The 14456-nt window shown below is 37.5% G+C and carries 15 protein-coding genes; 14 read left to right on the top strand and 1 reads right to left on the bottom strand.

The window, feature by feature from the left end; translation table 11 throughout:
- Positions 1 to 307 precede the first annotated feature (307 nt).
- Positions 308 to 592 (bottom strand): AbrB/MazE/SpoVT family DNA-binding domain-containing protein, encoded by a 285-nt coding sequence (locus G4Z05_RS14150; protein ID WP_038538253.1) that lies wholly within the window; start codon positions 590 to 592, stop codon positions 308 to 310.
- 463 nt (positions 593 to 1055) lie between these two features.
- On the opposite strand from G4Z05_RS14150, the gene metG reads away from it, so the two are divergent.
- The 14 genes from metG (at position 1056) to G4Z05_RS14080 (ending at position 14356) form a co-directional block, all read left to right on the top strand.
- Positions 1056 to 3020: a methionine--tRNA ligase gene (gene metG, locus G4Z05_RS14145; RefSeq protein ID WP_163252468.1), complete on the top strand. Its 1965-nt coding sequence runs from the start codon at positions 1056 to 1058 to the stop codon at positions 3018 to 3020.
- Positions 3021 to 3307: 287 nt separating this feature from the next.
- Complete coding sequence (locus tag G4Z05_RS14140) at positions 3308 to 4075, top strand: TatD family hydrolase (RefSeq protein ID WP_163252467.1); 768 nt, start codon at positions 3308 to 3310, stop codon at positions 4073 to 4075.
- A gap of 157 nt (positions 4076 to 4232) precedes the next feature.
- On the top strand, positions 4233 to 5492 hold the full coding sequence (locus G4Z05_RS14135) for a G5 and 3D domain-containing protein (RefSeq protein WP_163252466.1): 1260 nt from the start codon (positions 4233 to 4235) through the stop codon (positions 5490 to 5492).
- Between the two features lie 202 nt (positions 5493 to 5694).
- Positions 5695 to 6258, top strand: coding sequence for a ribonuclease M5 (gene rnmV / locus G4Z05_RS14130; protein WP_163252465.1), 564 nt, complete (start codon positions 5695 to 5697; stop codon positions 6256 to 6258).
- A complete protein-coding gene (gene rsmA, locus G4Z05_RS14125; RefSeq protein ID WP_163252464.1) occupies positions 6251 to 7129 on the top strand; it encodes a 16S rRNA (adenine(1518)-N(6)/adenine(1519)-N(6))-dimethyltransferase RsmA in 879 nt (292 codons plus the stop codon). The genes rnmV and rsmA overlap by 8 nt, the downstream gene beginning before the upstream one ends.
- 176 nt (positions 7130 to 7305) lie before the next feature.
- Positions 7306 to 8184, top strand: coding sequence for a sporulation peptidase YabG (gene yabG / locus G4Z05_RS14120; protein ID WP_163252463.1), 879 nt, complete (start codon positions 7306 to 7308; stop codon positions 8182 to 8184).
- A gap of 187 nt (positions 8185 to 8371) precedes the next feature.
- Positions 8372 to 8635: a biofilm formation stimulator Veg gene (veg, locus tag G4Z05_RS14115; protein WP_163252462.1), complete on the top strand. Its 264-nt coding sequence runs from the start codon at positions 8372 to 8374 to the stop codon at positions 8633 to 8635.
- Between the two features lie 125 nt (positions 8636 to 8760).
- Positions 8761 to 8940 carry a small, acid-soluble spore protein, alpha/beta type gene (locus tag G4Z05_RS14110; protein WP_038538273.1) on the top strand — a complete coding sequence of 60 codons (180 nt, stop codon included), beginning with the start codon at positions 8761 to 8763 and terminating at the stop codon, positions 8938 to 8940.
- Positions 8941 to 9204: 264 nt separating this feature from the next.
- Positions 9205 to 10074, top strand: coding sequence for a 4-(cytidine 5'-diphospho)-2-C-methyl-D-erythritol kinase (ispE, locus tag G4Z05_RS14105; RefSeq protein WP_163252461.1), 870 nt, complete (start codon positions 9205 to 9207; stop codon positions 10072 to 10074).
- A 54-nt stretch (positions 10075 to 10128) separates the two neighbouring features.
- Positions 10129 to 10947, top strand: a complete 819-nt coding sequence (gene purR, locus G4Z05_RS14100) for a pur operon repressor (RefSeq protein WP_038538279.1) — start codon at positions 10129 to 10131, stop codon at positions 10945 to 10947.
- Positions 10948 to 10958: 11 nt separating this feature from the next.
- Positions 10959 to 11336 (top strand): RidA family protein, encoded by a 378-nt coding sequence (locus tag G4Z05_RS14095; RefSeq protein ID WP_163252460.1) that lies wholly within the window; start codon positions 10959 to 10961, stop codon positions 11334 to 11336.
- Between the two features lie 172 nt (positions 11337 to 11508).
- Entirely contained in the window at positions 11509 to 11799 is a 291-nt protein-coding gene (gene spoVG, locus G4Z05_RS14090; RefSeq protein WP_003347151.1) for a septation regulator SpoVG, read from the top strand.
- Between the two features lie 204 nt (positions 11800 to 12003).
- Positions 12004 to 13377, top strand: coding sequence for a bifunctional UDP-N-acetylglucosamine diphosphorylase/glucosamine-1-phosphate N-acetyltransferase GlmU (gene glmU / locus G4Z05_RS14085; protein ID WP_163252459.1), 1374 nt, complete (start codon positions 12004 to 12006; stop codon positions 13375 to 13377).
- 22 nt (positions 13378 to 13399) lie between these two features.
- The gene (locus G4Z05_RS14080) at positions 13400 to 14356 is read left to right on the top strand and encodes a ribose-phosphate diphosphokinase (protein WP_038538289.1); all 957 of its coding nucleotides are present in this window, start codon (positions 13400 to 13402) and stop codon (positions 14354 to 14356) included.
- Positions 14357 to 14456 lie beyond the last annotated feature (100 nt).

Below are 14456 nucleotides of genomic sequence, written 5' to 3'. Positions count from 1 at the left end.
TAAAGAAACTGGCAAACTGGACTTGGACTAGTCCAAAAATGGTATAATAATTGACCCCGTAGGGGTCAAATTAAAGTTAATATAGACCAAAAATTGCTTAAAATTTGAAAAGGCATTTCGAATTAAGCTTATTCGGAATGCCTTTTGTCTACAATCTGAAAGCCCCAATCCAGTAAGGATAGGGGCTTTTTTTAGATAAGAAAAATTATTTGGACTAGAGATAGGCTAGTGGCAAGGAAGGATTCGACAGCAAAAGCCTCGTACTACTGGTAGCGAAAGCTTTTGATAGTATAAAGGGAATCCCTAATTATTTTACAGTTTCAAAATTGCTTTGAATTTCTTTTAATAATAATTCTGCTCCCTCGCGGCTAAGAATTAATTTTCCACCTGCAAGAGATAAGTTGTCATCTGAAACCTCACCGGTAATTTGACAAGTCATATTTGGCTTATATTTTTTTAAGATAATACGATCATCATCTACATAAATTTCAAGAGCATCTTTTTCAGCAATGCCAAGAGTACGTCTTAATTCAATAGGGATAACTACACGGCCTAATTCATCAACTTTACGAACAATACCAGTAGATTTCATTTGGTTAATCTCCTCTCACTAATAAACTATTAATTTTTTTATTTTATAATTCGTCATTATTCGACAAAATTCTTTTACGTTTATAATACCAGCCATTCCCAAATTCGTCAATTATTTTATTTTGAAAAATATAATGGAAAAATCTACTATTCATCATAATATTGATTAAACCAAGATTTGTTTAAATATCTTCAAAAGGAAGTTTCATATTATCAAATTGGAAATGAACACTAATAATTCTTCTCTGACTTTTCGACATTTTTCTACATAAATTACTCCTTATCTTGAACATAATTCGCTGGGAAGGGCAATCTTATGGGGGGAGGAAAAAGAAAAAATAGAATTTATGAAAAAGCGGTTTCTTGCACTCCTATTTGTTTTTAGGTATATTTTGATGATATAGAAGGGAAAAAAATAGGCCATAATAATTAGATGGGGATTGTTAATATGGAGGAGGATTTACATGGCGGAAAAAACATTTTACATTACTACACCGATATATTATCCTAGTGGAAATTTACATATTGGACATGCGTATACTACAGTTGCCGGTGATGCGATGGCCCGTTATAAGCGGATGAGGGGATATGATGTTAGATATTTAACTGGTACTGATGAGCACGGTCAAAAAATCCAGCAGAAAGCAGTTGAAAAAGGAGTTACTCCTCAGGCTTATGTAGATGAGATTGTGGCCGGAATCAAGGATCTTTGGAAAAAGCTTGATATCTCTTATGATGATTTTATCCGTACAACGGAAGAAAGACATAAAAAAATTGTCGAAAAGATTTTTGCACGACTACTCGAACAAGGGGATATTTATCTTGATGAGTATGAAGGCTGGTATTGTACTCCGTGTGAATCCTTTTACACCGATCGCCAGCTTGTAGACGGAAATTGTCCTGACTGTGGGCGCCCGGTAGGAAAGGTAAAAGAAGAATCCTACTTTTTTAAAATGAGTAAGTATGTCGATCGTCTTTTACAGTACTATGAAGAAAATCCGGAATTTATTCAACCTGAATCCCGAAAAAATGAAATGATTAATAATTTTATTAAACCAGGTTTAGAAGATTTAGCGGTTTCAAGAACGACCTTTGATTGGGGGATTAAGGTACCTGGAGATCCGAAACATGTCATCTATGTTTGGATAGACGCTCTTTCTAACTATATTACAGCTCTTGGTTATGGATCAGAAGATGATTCCAATTATTTAAAATACTGGCCTGCAGATGTCCACCTTGTTGGGAAGGAAATCGTTCGTTTCCATACCATTTATTGGCCAATTATGTTAATGGCCTTAGATTTGCCGTTGCCAAAGAAAGTTTTTGCTCATGGATGGCTACTGATGAAGGATGGGAAAATGTCGAAATCGAAAGGGAATGTGGTAGACCCTGTGACCCTTATTGATCGCTATGGACTTGACGCCCTTCGCTATTATTTATTAAGAGAAGTACCATTTGGTGCAGATGGTGTCTTCACACCTGAAGGGTTTGTTGAAAGAATTAACTTTGATTTGGCGAACGATCTTGGAAATCTGTTAAATCGTACAGTAGCCATGATTGAAAAATATTTTGACGGTATCATTCCGGATTATATTGGTTCCGTAGGAGAATATGACGAAGCATTGCTCCAAATGAACCGTGATACAATCACTAAGTATGAGGAAGCAATGGAGAAGATGGAATTTTCAGTTGCATTGTCTTCTATTTGGCAATTAATTAGCCGGACAAATAAATATATTGATGAAACACAGCCATGGACTTTGGCGAAGGACGAATCACGCCGTAAGGAACTAGCTAGTGTAATGGTTCATTTAGCTGAATCTTTACGTAGAGTGGCTATCCTATTAAAGCCTTTCTTAACTCGGACTCCAGATGGAATTTTTAAACAGTTAGGAATTAAAGATGCGGAATTAATGAAATGGGAAAGCCTTGAGAACTTTGGATTAATCCCTAGTGGTACAAAGGTTGAAAAGGATGCACCACTGTTCCCTAGACTAGATATTGCCGAGGAAGTCGAATTTATAAAAACAAGAATGCAGGGTGAAGCAGCACAGCCTCAAAAGCAGGATGCAGAAGAAAAGAAAGAGGAAAAACCTGAAGATCTTGATGAAATCTCCATTGATGACTTTATGAAAATTGATATGAGAGTCGCAGAGGTAATTGAGGCAGAGCCAGTAAAAAAAGCTGATAAATTATTAAAACTGCAACTGGATCTTGGCTATGAAAAACGTCAGGTCGTTTCTGGGATTGCCCAGTATTATAAACCGCAAGAATTGGTTGGTCGTAAAGTAATTTGTATTACAAATTTAAAACCTGTTAAACTGCGCGGTGAACTTTCCCAAGGAATGATTCTTGCCGGCTCAAAAGATGGAAAGCTTTCATTGGCCACTGTCGATCAAACATTACCAAATGGGGCAAAGGTAAAATAAGTAGAAATAGGAAAAAAGGGGATGTTCCACGTGTAACAATTTTCGTGGTTTTCCCTTTTTTTTATAGATTAAGAAATGATATATTTCGACATTTAATATTGTTTAGAGCAAGCACTATTGACGAGACGCCTCATTGTTTTCCTTTTCTTAGTTGGAGGTCACCACAAGGAAATCTACGTTAGCGTAAACATTGCACGACTGAAAGCGATAGCTTTTGAGAGGAGGTCGTACGCCGCTAAAAAGGGTGCTTTTGCTGTTCTAATGAAAGATGGAAAGAGGGGAAGACATTGTTATTTGATACTCATGTACATTTAAATGCAGAACAATATAATGAAGATCTTGAGGAAGTCATCGAAAGGGCGCAAGAAGCAGGGGTTACCAATATGGTTGTTGTTGGATTTGACCGACCAACGATTGAAAAAGCAATGGATTTAGTAGAGAGGTATGAGTTTATTTATGCCTGTGTTGGTTGGCACCCGGTGGACGCCATAGATATGACCGATGATGATTTAAGATGGATTGATGAGTTATCCTCACATCCTAAAGTAGTTGCCTTAGGAGAAATGGGTTTAGATTATCATTGGGACAAGTCTCCGAAGGAAGTTCAAAAAGAAGTATTTCGTAAGCAAATCAGATTGGCTAAAAAAGTCAAGCTTCCAATTGTCATTCATAACCGAGAGGCAACAGCGGATATTGTAGAAATTTTAAAAGAAGAAAGGGCAGAAGAAATAGGTGGAGTGATGCATTGCTTTAGCGGCAGTCCGGAAACAGCAAAGGAATGCGTCAATATGAACTTCTATATTTCCCTAGGAGGACCTGTTACTTTCAAAAACGCAAAGAAACCAAAAGAAGTTGCAGCAGCGATCCCATTAGATAAATTGTTAATCGAAACAGATTGTCCTTATCTTGCTCCACATCCATACCGTGGAAAGCGCAATGAACCAAGTTATGTGAAGCTCGTTGCTGAACAAATTGCCGAAATAAAGGGAATATCGTATGAGGAAGTTGCAAAAGCAACGACACGAAATGCGAAAAAAATATTCGCCATAAATTGATAAGTCAATTTGTCGAATATCTAGATAGCTTGTCTAAATTTTTTCTAATAACAAAAAGTTCTACATGCCTTCTTTTCTACATAGGATAACCGTGTCGATAAGTTTTCCTTTGCAACATTTCCAATATTGTGCATAATTAGGAATGTGTTCTCAGGATATGCAAGGGTTGACAGTCGGCAATGTGGTTATCATTAATCTCTCCGGAGAAAAGGAGGCGTTTTTCATCGTATTCAAAACCGTGAAAAGCCTGTTTTTCCAGTCTTTGAGCGGGAAATTGACCATTGCTTTTGCTAGTTTTGTAGTTTTGTTAACAGCACTTGGAGTTCTCTTTTACGAAGGATCGAAGAAAACAGTAGCAATAACTTTAAATGGTGATAAGCAGGTCATCCATACCCATGCAGATACAATTGCGGAATTGTTGGATGAACTGGATGTTTACATTCGCTCACATGACTACTTGTATCCTAAAGCCAACACGAAGGTAACTGATGACCTGAAAGTGGTTTGGAAACAAGCGAAACAGGTTACCCTTGTCAAGGATAACGAGAAGAAAACGATTTGGACAACAGCTGAGACTGTGGCAGAAGCTTTAAAAGAATGGAATATTCACTTGAACAAACACGATAAAATTTCACCTGGACCGCAAGCAGCAATCAAAAATAAGATGCATATTGGTATTGAAACAGCCTTTCGATTAAACTTAATTGACGGTGGAATTAAGAAAGAAGTATGGTCCACTTCGACTACGGTCGCTGACTTTTTAACGCAGCAGGGTATTGAACTAAACGAATTTGACCGAGTTGAACCGACATTAACAGAAACCATCCCAAAGAATGGTGTAGTGAACATCATTCGTGTAGAAAAAGTCACCGATGTAGTGGAAGAACCAATTGAATTTGCCGTGATCACTAAGAAGGATGAAACGTTAGAAAAAGGACAAGAAAAAGTAATCACTGAAGGAAGAAAAGGGCTCGTTTCCAAAAAATACGAAATTATTTTGGAAAATGGCAATGAAGTATCAAGAAAATTAATTAGCGAGCAAGTACTGACTGCCAAACAAGATAAGGTTGTAGCTGTCGGAACAAAAGATTTGTCCGTTCAAGTTTCACGTGGTGATGCTGAAACAGGTGTTGAGTACTATGTTACAGCGACTGCCTATACAGCTTATTGCAATGGCTGTTCAGGGCGTACCGCAACTGGTTTCGATCTCCGCGCAAATCCAAATGCTAAAATTATCGCTGTAGATCCGAATGTTATTCCACTAGGGTCAAAGGTTTATGTAGAAGACTACGGCTATGCGATTGCTGCAGATACAGGCGGAGCGATTAAAGGAAATAAAATCGATGTATTCATGTCTTCTAAAGCAGATGCATATCGTTGGGGACGAAAAAAAGTAAAGATAAAAATATTACAGTAACTTTCTTGGTGCAGAGGATTTTTTCCCTGCATTTTTTACTTTTTCCTTATCTTTATTTATACTAAACATCGATCCCTATTTCACTCATAAAGATAAGTTTCTTATACTTTAACTTTATGAACCTGTTCGTATATTTAGACGATGGACATTACAAAAATGTTTCATTTTTTTTTCAATTTTTATTTATTTTTTTGGAGGCAAAATGAAAATTCAAGAAATTATTGTGGTAGAAGGAAAGGATGATACGACTGCGATAAAAAGGGCGGTTGATGCTGATACTATTGAAACAAACGGATCGGCAGTAAATCAATCGACAATAGATAAAATTCGACGGGCACAGAAAACCAGGGGAGTGATTATTTTTACGGATCCTGATTACCCCGGAGAAAAAATTAGAAAAACAATCGCTGAAAATGTCCCGGGATGCAAACATGCCTTCCTGACAAAGGCTGCAGCAATGGCAAAGGGGGATAAAGGAATTGGGGTGGAGCATGCAAGCCCTGAAGCGATAAGGGAAGCATTAAGAGATGCGCAGGTGATGATGGAGCAGCCTGTTGAAGAAATAACCCAGGAAGATTTAATAGCTGCCGGTCTGATTGCCGGTAAAGGAGCAAAGGAAAGAAGGATTCGTTTAGGAGAGCTACTAAAAATAGGGTATACCAATGGAAAACAGCTGCATAAGCGATTAATGATGTTTCAAATTAGCAAACAGGAATTTTTGGAGGCACTTGTACAAGTACTCCAGCAGGAGGGAGAAAATGAATAGAGATATAGCTACCCCTGTACGAACAAGGGATATTTTAGAGAAATATGGGTTTTCCTTTAAGAAAAGTCTAGGACAAAATTTCCTAATAGATACCAATATATTAAAGAAAATCGTCAGTTTTGCGGAGCTTGGGGAGGAATCTGGAGCCATTGAAATTGGGCCAGGTATTGGAGCGCTGACAGAACATCTTGCCCGTTCAAGCAAAAAAGTAGTTGCTTTTGAGATTGATCAGAGACTTCTCCCCATTTTGGAGGAAACCTTATCCCCCTATTCAAATGTAAAAATTATTCATCAAGATGTATTAAAGGCAGATGTAAAAAAGGTAATGTCTCAAGAATTTGAACACATAGAGGATGTGATGGTTGTTGCTAATTTGCCTTATTATGTGACAACGCCAATCATCATGAAGCTTTTAGAAGATCATCTGCCAATCCGAGGAATTGTCTGTATGCTTCAAAAGGAAGTAGCTGATCGAATATCGGCAAAGCCCGGAACAAAGGACTATGGTTCTCTTTCCATTGCTGTACAGTATTATACAGAAGCAGAAACAGTGATGACCGTCCCTAAGACCGTTTTTATTCCTCAGCCAAATGTGGACTCTGCAGTCATTCGGTTGACAAAAAGAGAAACCCCGGCAGTAAAGGTCGAGGATGAGAGATTCTTTTTCATGGTAACCAAAGCGAGCTTTGCTCAAAGAAGAAAAACTTTGCTAAATAATTTAACAAGCCAGCTACCGGATGGCAAGCAAAAGAAAGAAGACATTCTCACAGCTTTAGAAAGCAGTGGAATTGAACCGTCTAGAAGAGGAGAAACATTGACACTAGAGGAATTTGCCCGATTAAGTGACGCTTTATATCGGTACTTTCATTAGACCTGTTAAAAAGGTCTATTTTTTTTTGGAAGTAACAAAGTGGCGGAGGGAAGGAATACCTTTTAAAGATACGACTAAGTCTCCATTTTTTTCACATGGACATCTCCTTTTGCATAGCCTAGAGAGAAACTTTATATATTAAGACCTTTTTTGTTGGTCTTATTGGAGTGACAGCAATGGAAATAAAAATAATGGATTTAGTCGGTAGACGTTCTTATAACTGTGATATTTTGTTTCGGGTTATTGATATACAACAAATTGGCGGCCAGAAAATGGTGAGTTTATATGGGGAAGATTTTCGCCTTGTTGCTGATGCACCATATCACGATTTAATCGTAATCAATAAAAATCAAAGGTCAAAATTCAGAGAGCAGGCTCGAACACTTGAGGAGCAGTCGTTAAAGCTTTTCGAGCAAGATGTTGAATTATTAAAAGAAAGACAGCAATATGAGGCAACAAACGGGTATGTAAAGCAGAACAATTATTTTCAAATGCCAGGAAAAGTGTTGCATTTAGATGGTGATCCCGCCTATTTAAAGAAATGTATGGATTTATATAAAAAATTTGGGGTTCCTGTGTTAGGTATACATTGTCACGAAAAAGAAATGCCACTGAAAATAAGTAGTCTTATGGATTATTATCGACCGGATATCCTTGTCATTACCGGGCATGATGCCTATTCAAAAACAAAAGGAAAAATGTCAGACATTAATGCTTACCGTCATTCTAAACATTTCGTACAGACTGTAAAAGAAGCTCGGAAAAAAGTTCCCCATTTGGACCAATTAGTCATTTTTGCTGGAGCTTGCCAATCACATTTTGAATCACTTATTCATGCGGGTGCAAACTTTGCTAGCTCTCCTTCTAGAATAAATATTCATGCTCTTGATCCCGTATATATTGTAGCCAAAATCAGTTTTACCCCCTTTATGGAAAGAATTCATGTTTGGGATGTTTTAAGAAATACGTTAACAGGAGAAAAAGGTATGGGCGGTATTGAAACAAGAGGGATGCTTCGCATCGGAATGCCATACAATCCAGTTCAGGAAGAATAAGCTTGTGCTTATTTTTCCTAATTATACATATTTCACTACCATTACGGTTACGCTACAAATGTTGCAATTTAGCATAAAAAACAGAAGAAAAATTATTGACAATCTTTTTGTCGGACTGATATAATTTATATTTTTGTTTGACAGAGTTTTGTCAGTGTGTTATACTTTACATAGTGAGGTGGACCGAATGACAAAAACCTTGGCGGATATTAAGAAGTCTCTTGATTCGAATTTAGGTAAAAGGTTGTTATTGAAGGCAAACGGAGGAAGACGCAAAACCATTGAACGATCAGGTATACTTGCTGAAACCTATCCATCTGTTTTCGTTGTTGAATTGGATCAGGATGAAAATGCTTTTGAACGTGTTTCCTATAGCTATGCAGATGTTTTAACAGAAACCGTTCAAATTACGTTTTACGAAGATACAACAGGAAATGCAGCGTTAAGTTAAAATATAAGCATGACAGGCAGTAAACATTTGTTTACTGCCTGTCATTATTTAAAGGGGCTAATTTAGGATATAATCTGATGTTGACTCCATACTAAGAATACTGTGGAAGGAAAGGGGTTGTTTAGATGGGTAGAAGAAGAGGAATAATGTCCAGTCAATTTAAAGAAGAGCTTGCTAAAGACCTTGGTTTTTATGATGTCGTCCAAAAAGAAGGATGGGGAGGCATCCGGGCTAAGGATGCAGGAAATATGGTAAAGCGGGCCATTGAACTTGCTGAACAACAATTAGCTAAAAGAAATTCCTAAGCATTCACGTTTAAACACAAACAATCTTCCACAGTAAGGTCAGGTCTGGGGGTTCCAGGCCTGACTTTTTTATTTATAAACCATGGTGAAAGCTTTAATCCGGAAAAAACTAATGATAAAATATTAAATTTGACAGGGTCTCTTCATACATAGGTCTTACATTTATCATTTTGTGGTAAAATAGGACAATATATGGAAATTGAAGTCAGAACACGCAGACACTTAGGTGTTTGGACCGATATTGTTAAAAGTAGGTGGACAAGCGTGAAGCTTTTAGTAAAAGCACCAGCTAAAATTAATTTAGCTTTGGATGTTTTATATAAACGTCCCGATGGGTATCATGAAGTTGAAATGATTATGACTACGATTGACTTAGCCGATCGGGTTGAACTTACCTTATTAAATCAGAATGAAATACGTATTCTTTCTCATAATCGATATGTCCCAGATGATCAGCGCAACTTGGCCTATCAAGCCGCTCAACTATTAAAGGAACGATTTAACGTCAAAAAAGGCGTGATGATTTCAATTGAAAAAACTATCCCTGTTGCTGCTGGATTGGCTGGAGGAAGTAGTGATGCTGCTGCTACTTTAAGAGGTTTGAATAAATTGTGGGATCTTGGATTGACCTTGGATGAGTTGGCGGAATTAGGGAGTGAAATTGGTTCGGATGTTTCCTTCTGCGTCTATGGAGGTACGGCTTTGGCAAAAGGAAGAGGAGAGATCATCACTGAACTACCTGCTCCGCCAACTTGCTGGGTTATCCTTGCCAAACCATTTATTGGTGTATCAACTTCAGAAGTATATAAAAGATTGGATGTAAATCAGGTTCATCATCCAAATATTGCTGAAATGGTTGATGCAATTCGACAAACGAATTATCAAAAGGTTTGTGATTACGTAGGAAACGTGTTAGAGGATGTTACATTGAAACTTCATCCTGAAGTAGCACAAATTAAAGAACAAATGAAACGATTTGGTGCCGATGCTGTTTTAATGAGTGGAAGTGGTCCAACCGTATTTGGGTTAGTCCAGCATGATTCACGAATGCATCGTATCTATAATGGCCTTAGAGGTTTTTGTGATCAAGTTTTTGCAGTAAGGATGCTAGGTGAGCGGCATTTACTTGATTAAAGGCGCACAATAATAGTATTCTTTTAATAGAATATTCGGTTTTGGAGGATTGTTATGAAATTTCGCCGCAGTGAACGTCTGATTGATATGACCAGCTATCTTCTTGACCATCCTCGTCAGCTAGTGCCTCTCACGTTTTTTGCTGAGCGCTATTCTTCTGCTAAATCCTCAATAAGTGAGGATTTGGCTATTGTGAAGGAAACATTGGAAAAGCAAGGGATTGGGACGCTCCAAACAGTACCCGGTGCTGCTGGTGGTGTGAAATTTTTTGTTAAGGTAAGTAAAGAGGAAGCGGAGCCTTTTGTAAATGAATTATGTAAGTTAATTGCCGATCCTGAACGTCTGCTGCCTGGAGGTTATTTATATTTAACGGATATTTTGGGGAGTCCTCAAGTGGTGCAAAAAGCTGGACGGATCATTGCCTCTGCCTATTCAGAAAAGAAAATTGATGTGGTTATGACGATAGCAACAAAAGGAATTCCTTTAGCTTACGCAGTTGCCAGTCAGTTAAATGTCCCTGTCGTAATTGTAAGAAGAGATAGTAAAGTGACGGAGGGACCGACTGTAAGCATCAATTATGTATCCGGTTCAGCGAAAAGAATTCAAACAATGGTATTATCGAAACGGAGTATTAAGCAGGGAGAGAATGTCCTTATTGTTGATGACTTTATGAAAGCTGGCGGTACAGTAATGGGTATGATGAATATGCTTGAGGAATTTGATGCGCAAGTAGCTGGTATTGCTGTATTAGTAGAAGCTGAGAAAACAGAAGAACGTTTAGTGGATGATTATTTATCACTTGTTAAATTATCTGATGTGGATGTAAAAGAAAAAAAGATTAATGTTCAAATAGGAAATTATTTTGATAAATAATGGAGGAATGAATGATGAAAACGATCCAAACAAAAGAAGCACCAGCAGCCATTGGTCCATACTCTCAAGGAGTAGTAGTAAATAATTTGTTCTTTAGCTCCGGACAGATTCCACTTACTGCAGAAGGTACATTAGTTACTGGTGATATAAAAGAACAGACGCATCAGGTATTTCGTAACCTTAAAGCTGTTTTAAAAGAAGCAGGCGCTTCATTAGAAACGGTTGTAAAAACAACTGTCTTTATTAAGAATATGGATGATTTTGCTGCTGTCAATGAAGTGTATGGCGAATATTTTGCCACACATAAACCGGCAAGGTCTTGTGTAGAAGTAGCACGTTTACCAAAGGATGTTTTAGTAGAAATCGAAGTTATTGCACTTATTAAATAATTAGAATTCTAATTTTGGTATAATTTATTGTTACTTTTATAAAAGTTTAAATGGTCATTCATGCAAACGCTCACTTTTTTACCCGTTTTTTAAAAAATTTTGAATATAAAGAAGGAAATCTAAAAAAGTTGTTGAATTTAAATTACTAGATTTCTAAAAAGGGTGTGAGCACATGGAAGTAACAGACGTAAGATTACGCCGCGTAAATACCGATGGTCGTATGAGGGCAATCGCTTCAATTACATTAGATAATGAATTTGTTGTCCACGACATCCGTGTTATTGACGGTAACAATGGTTTATTTGTGGCGATGCCAAGTAAACGTACTCCTGATGGTGAATTTCGTGATATTGCACATCCGATCAACTCAGGTACGCGCGGCAAAATCCAAGAAGCTGTATTGGCTGAGTACCACCGTTTAGGTGAATTAGAAGTAGAATTTGAAGAAGCCGGAGCTTCCTAAGGATTAAACAACTAGGGCCTTTCTTCTAAGTAAGGCTCTTTTTATTGTGTTTAAATTCCCCTTATTTTATCCTCCATCCCCCTCAAAAAACACAATATTCCGATATTAGACACAATTAGAACATTCCTTGAAATGCATCCTCGTTTACGTTAATATTTACAATGGATAAAAAGGTAATAAGGATAATAATTGGAGGATACGTCCATGTCTAATCGTTATGCTGTGATTTTAGCTGCTGGACAAGGAACGCGGATGAAATCAAAGCTTTACAAAGTGCTGCATCCCGTATGCGGAAAACCAATGGTTCAGCATGTAGTGGACCAAGTTAGAAGTTTAGATATACAGGAAATTGTAACTATTATTGGCCATGGTGCGGAAAAGGTTAAAGCACAATTGGGTACGGCCAGCCACTATGCCCTTCAAGAGGAACAGCTTGGAACTGCCCATGCTGTAATGCAGGCGGCAAAACTGCTTGAAGGAAAAGAAGGGGTTACGATTGTTGTGTGTGGCGATACTCCATTAATTAAAGCAGAAACAATGGAGTCATTATTTAAGCATCATGTTGAGTCACATGCGAAGGCTACTATTCTTACTGCAAGCATTGATGACCCTACAGGATATGGTCGAATTATTCGTAATGAAAGCGGTTATGTAGAAAAAATTGTTGAGCATAAAGACGCATCAGAAGAAGAACGTATGATTAAAGAAATAAATACTGGAACATATTGCTTCGATAATATTGCCTTGTTTGAAGCATTAAAGAAAGTTTCTAATAATAATGCCCAAGGGGAATATTATCTCCCTGATGTAATTGAAATCTTGAAAAAACAAGGTGAAGTTGTTACAGCCTTTCAAACAAAAGATTTCGAGGAAACACTGGGTGTTAATGATCGTGTGGCATTAGCAGAAGCTGAAAGAATTATGCGATTACGTATTAATGAAAGTCATATGCGTAATGGAGTAACCATTATTGACCCTGTTAATACGTATATTGAAGCTGAGGTTGAAATTGGACAAGATACAATAATTTACCCTGGCACAATGATTAAAGGAAAAACCATCATTGGTTCAGACTGTAAGATTGGCCCTCATTCCGAAATCGATTCTTGCAGAATCGGTGATGAAACTGTGGTCCGTCAGTCGGTGGCACATAAGAGTGAAATTGGTTCAAGAGTGAATATTGGGCCATTTGCTCATATTCGTCCTGAATCTGCTATTTATAATGACGTAAAAATTGGTAATTTTGTTGAAATTAAGAAAGCTAAATTCGGAAATGGAAGCAAAGCCTCCCATCTCAGTTATATAGGCGATGCTGAGGTCGGCAGTAATGTAAACATAGGTTGTGGTTCCATTACCGTAAATTATGATGGAAAAAATAAATATTTAACCAAAATTGAAGATGATGTTTTTGTTGGCTGTAATTCCAATTTGGTAGCGCCAGTTACAATAGGAAAAGGAGCTTATGTAGCAGCTGGTTCGACAATTACAAAAGATGTCCCTGGTAATGCTTTATCTATAGCTCGTGCGCACCAAGTGAATAAGGAAAATTATGTTGATAAGCTTAACTTAAAGAAATAAGCAAAATTAATGGAGGGCCCTCATGTCAAATCAATATTTAGACCCAAACTTAAAGGTATTTAGTTTAAATTCCAATATGCCTTTGGCAAGAGAAATTGCCAAAGTGATTGGAGTCGAGCTTGGAAAATGTTCTGTAACGAGATTTAGTGATGGAGAAATTCAAATTAATATCGAGGAAAGCATTCGTGGATGCGATGTTTTTGTCATTCAGTCTACCAACCAGCCGGTAAATGAGAATATTATGGAATTATTAATTATGATTGATGCGTTAAAACGTGCATCTGCGAAAACCATTAATATTGTCATGCCTTACTATGGCTATGCCCGTCAAGACCGCAAAGCGCGTGCTCGTGAACCAATTACAGCAAAATTAGTGGCTAACTTGCTAGAGACTGCTGGTGCGACTCGTGTCCTTTGTCTAGATTTACACGCACCACAAATTCAAGGATTTTTTGATATTCCAATTGATCACTTGATGGGTGTTCCTATTTTAGCTGATTATTTTAAAAACAAAGAACTAAGTGGCGATGTTGTGATTGTTTCTCCAGACCATGGTGGTGTTACAAGAGCAAGGAAAATGGCGGAACGTTTAAAAGCGCCAATTGCTATTATTGATAAACGCCGTCCAAGACCAAATGTGGCTGAAGTCATGAACATCGTTGGTAATATTGAAGGAAAAATTGCTATTTTAATCGATGATATTATTGACACAGCTGGAACGATCACCTTAGCAGCAAATGCCTTAGTCGAAAACGGGGCAAAAGAAGTATATGCATGTTGTACACATCCGGTTCTTTCTGGCCCTGCAATTGAACGGATTCAAAATTCAAAGATTAAAGAGTTAGTTGTAACTAATTCTATTTCCCTTCCAGAGGAAAAGAAAATTGAAAAAATTATTAGCTTGTCAGTAGCACCGCTTATTGGTGAAGCTATTATTCGTATCCATGAAGAGCAGTCTGTCAGCACACTGTTTGATTAAAATAGAAGAAAAATCAAGTTAGACAGGTTCATATCCTCCTGTAAATATATTAGGATTTTACGCTAAAAAACGTTTAGACCTTCCTTTTTTAGGGCATTTT

It is taken from the genome of Neobacillus thermocopriae, assembly GCF_010975035.1.
Lineage (GTDB): Bacteria > Bacillota > Bacilli > Bacillales > Cytobacillaceae > Neobacillus > Neobacillus thermocopriae.
This window is presented reverse-complemented; position numbering and strand designations above follow the sequence as displayed.

What these genes read in the sequence shown, in the direction of transcription:
- G4Z05_RS14150 (WP_038538253.1), bottom strand. Translation starts at nt 592, where the DNA reads ATGAAATCTACTGGTATTGTTCGTAAAGTTGATGAATTAGGCCGTGTA.
- metG (WP_163252468.1), top strand. Translation starts at nt 1,056, where the DNA reads ATGGCGGAAAAAACATTTTACATTACTACACCGATATATTATCCTAGT.
- G4Z05_RS14135 (WP_163252466.1), top strand. Translation starts at nt 4,233, where the DNA reads ATGCAAGGGTTGACAGTCGGCAATGTGGTTATCATTAATCTCTCCGGA.
- rnmV (WP_163252465.1), top strand. Translation starts at nt 5,695, where the DNA reads ATGAAAATTCAAGAAATTATTGTGGTAGAAGGAAAGGATGATACGACT.
- rsmA (WP_163252464.1), top strand. Translation starts at nt 6,251, where the DNA reads ATGAATAGAGATATAGCTACCCCTGTACGAACAAGGGATATTTTAGAG.
- yabG (WP_163252463.1), top strand. Translation starts at nt 7,306, where the DNA reads ATGGAAATAAAAATAATGGATTTAGTCGGTAGACGTTCTTATAACTGT.
- veg (WP_163252462.1), top strand. Translation starts at nt 8,372, where the DNA reads ATGACAAAAACCTTGGCGGATATTAAGAAGTCTCTTGATTCGAATTTA.
- G4Z05_RS14110 (WP_038538273.1), top strand. Translation starts at nt 8,761, where the DNA reads ATGGGTAGAAGAAGAGGAATAATGTCCAGTCAATTTAAAGAAGAGCTT.
- purR (WP_038538279.1), top strand. Translation starts at nt 10,129, where the DNA reads ATGAAATTTCGCCGCAGTGAACGTCTGATTGATATGACCAGCTATCTT.
- G4Z05_RS14095 (WP_163252460.1), top strand. Translation starts at nt 10,959, where the DNA reads ATGATGAAAACGATCCAAACAAAAGAAGCACCAGCAGCCATTGGTCCA.
- spoVG (WP_003347151.1), top strand. Translation starts at nt 11,509, where the DNA reads ATGGAAGTAACAGACGTAAGATTACGCCGCGTAAATACCGATGGTCGT.
- glmU (WP_163252459.1), top strand. Translation starts at nt 12,004, where the DNA reads ATGTCTAATCGTTATGCTGTGATTTTAGCTGCTGGACAAGGAACGCGG.
- G4Z05_RS14080 (WP_038538289.1), top strand. Translation starts at nt 13,400, where the DNA reads ATGTCAAATCAATATTTAGACCCAAACTTAAAGGTATTTAGTTTAAAT.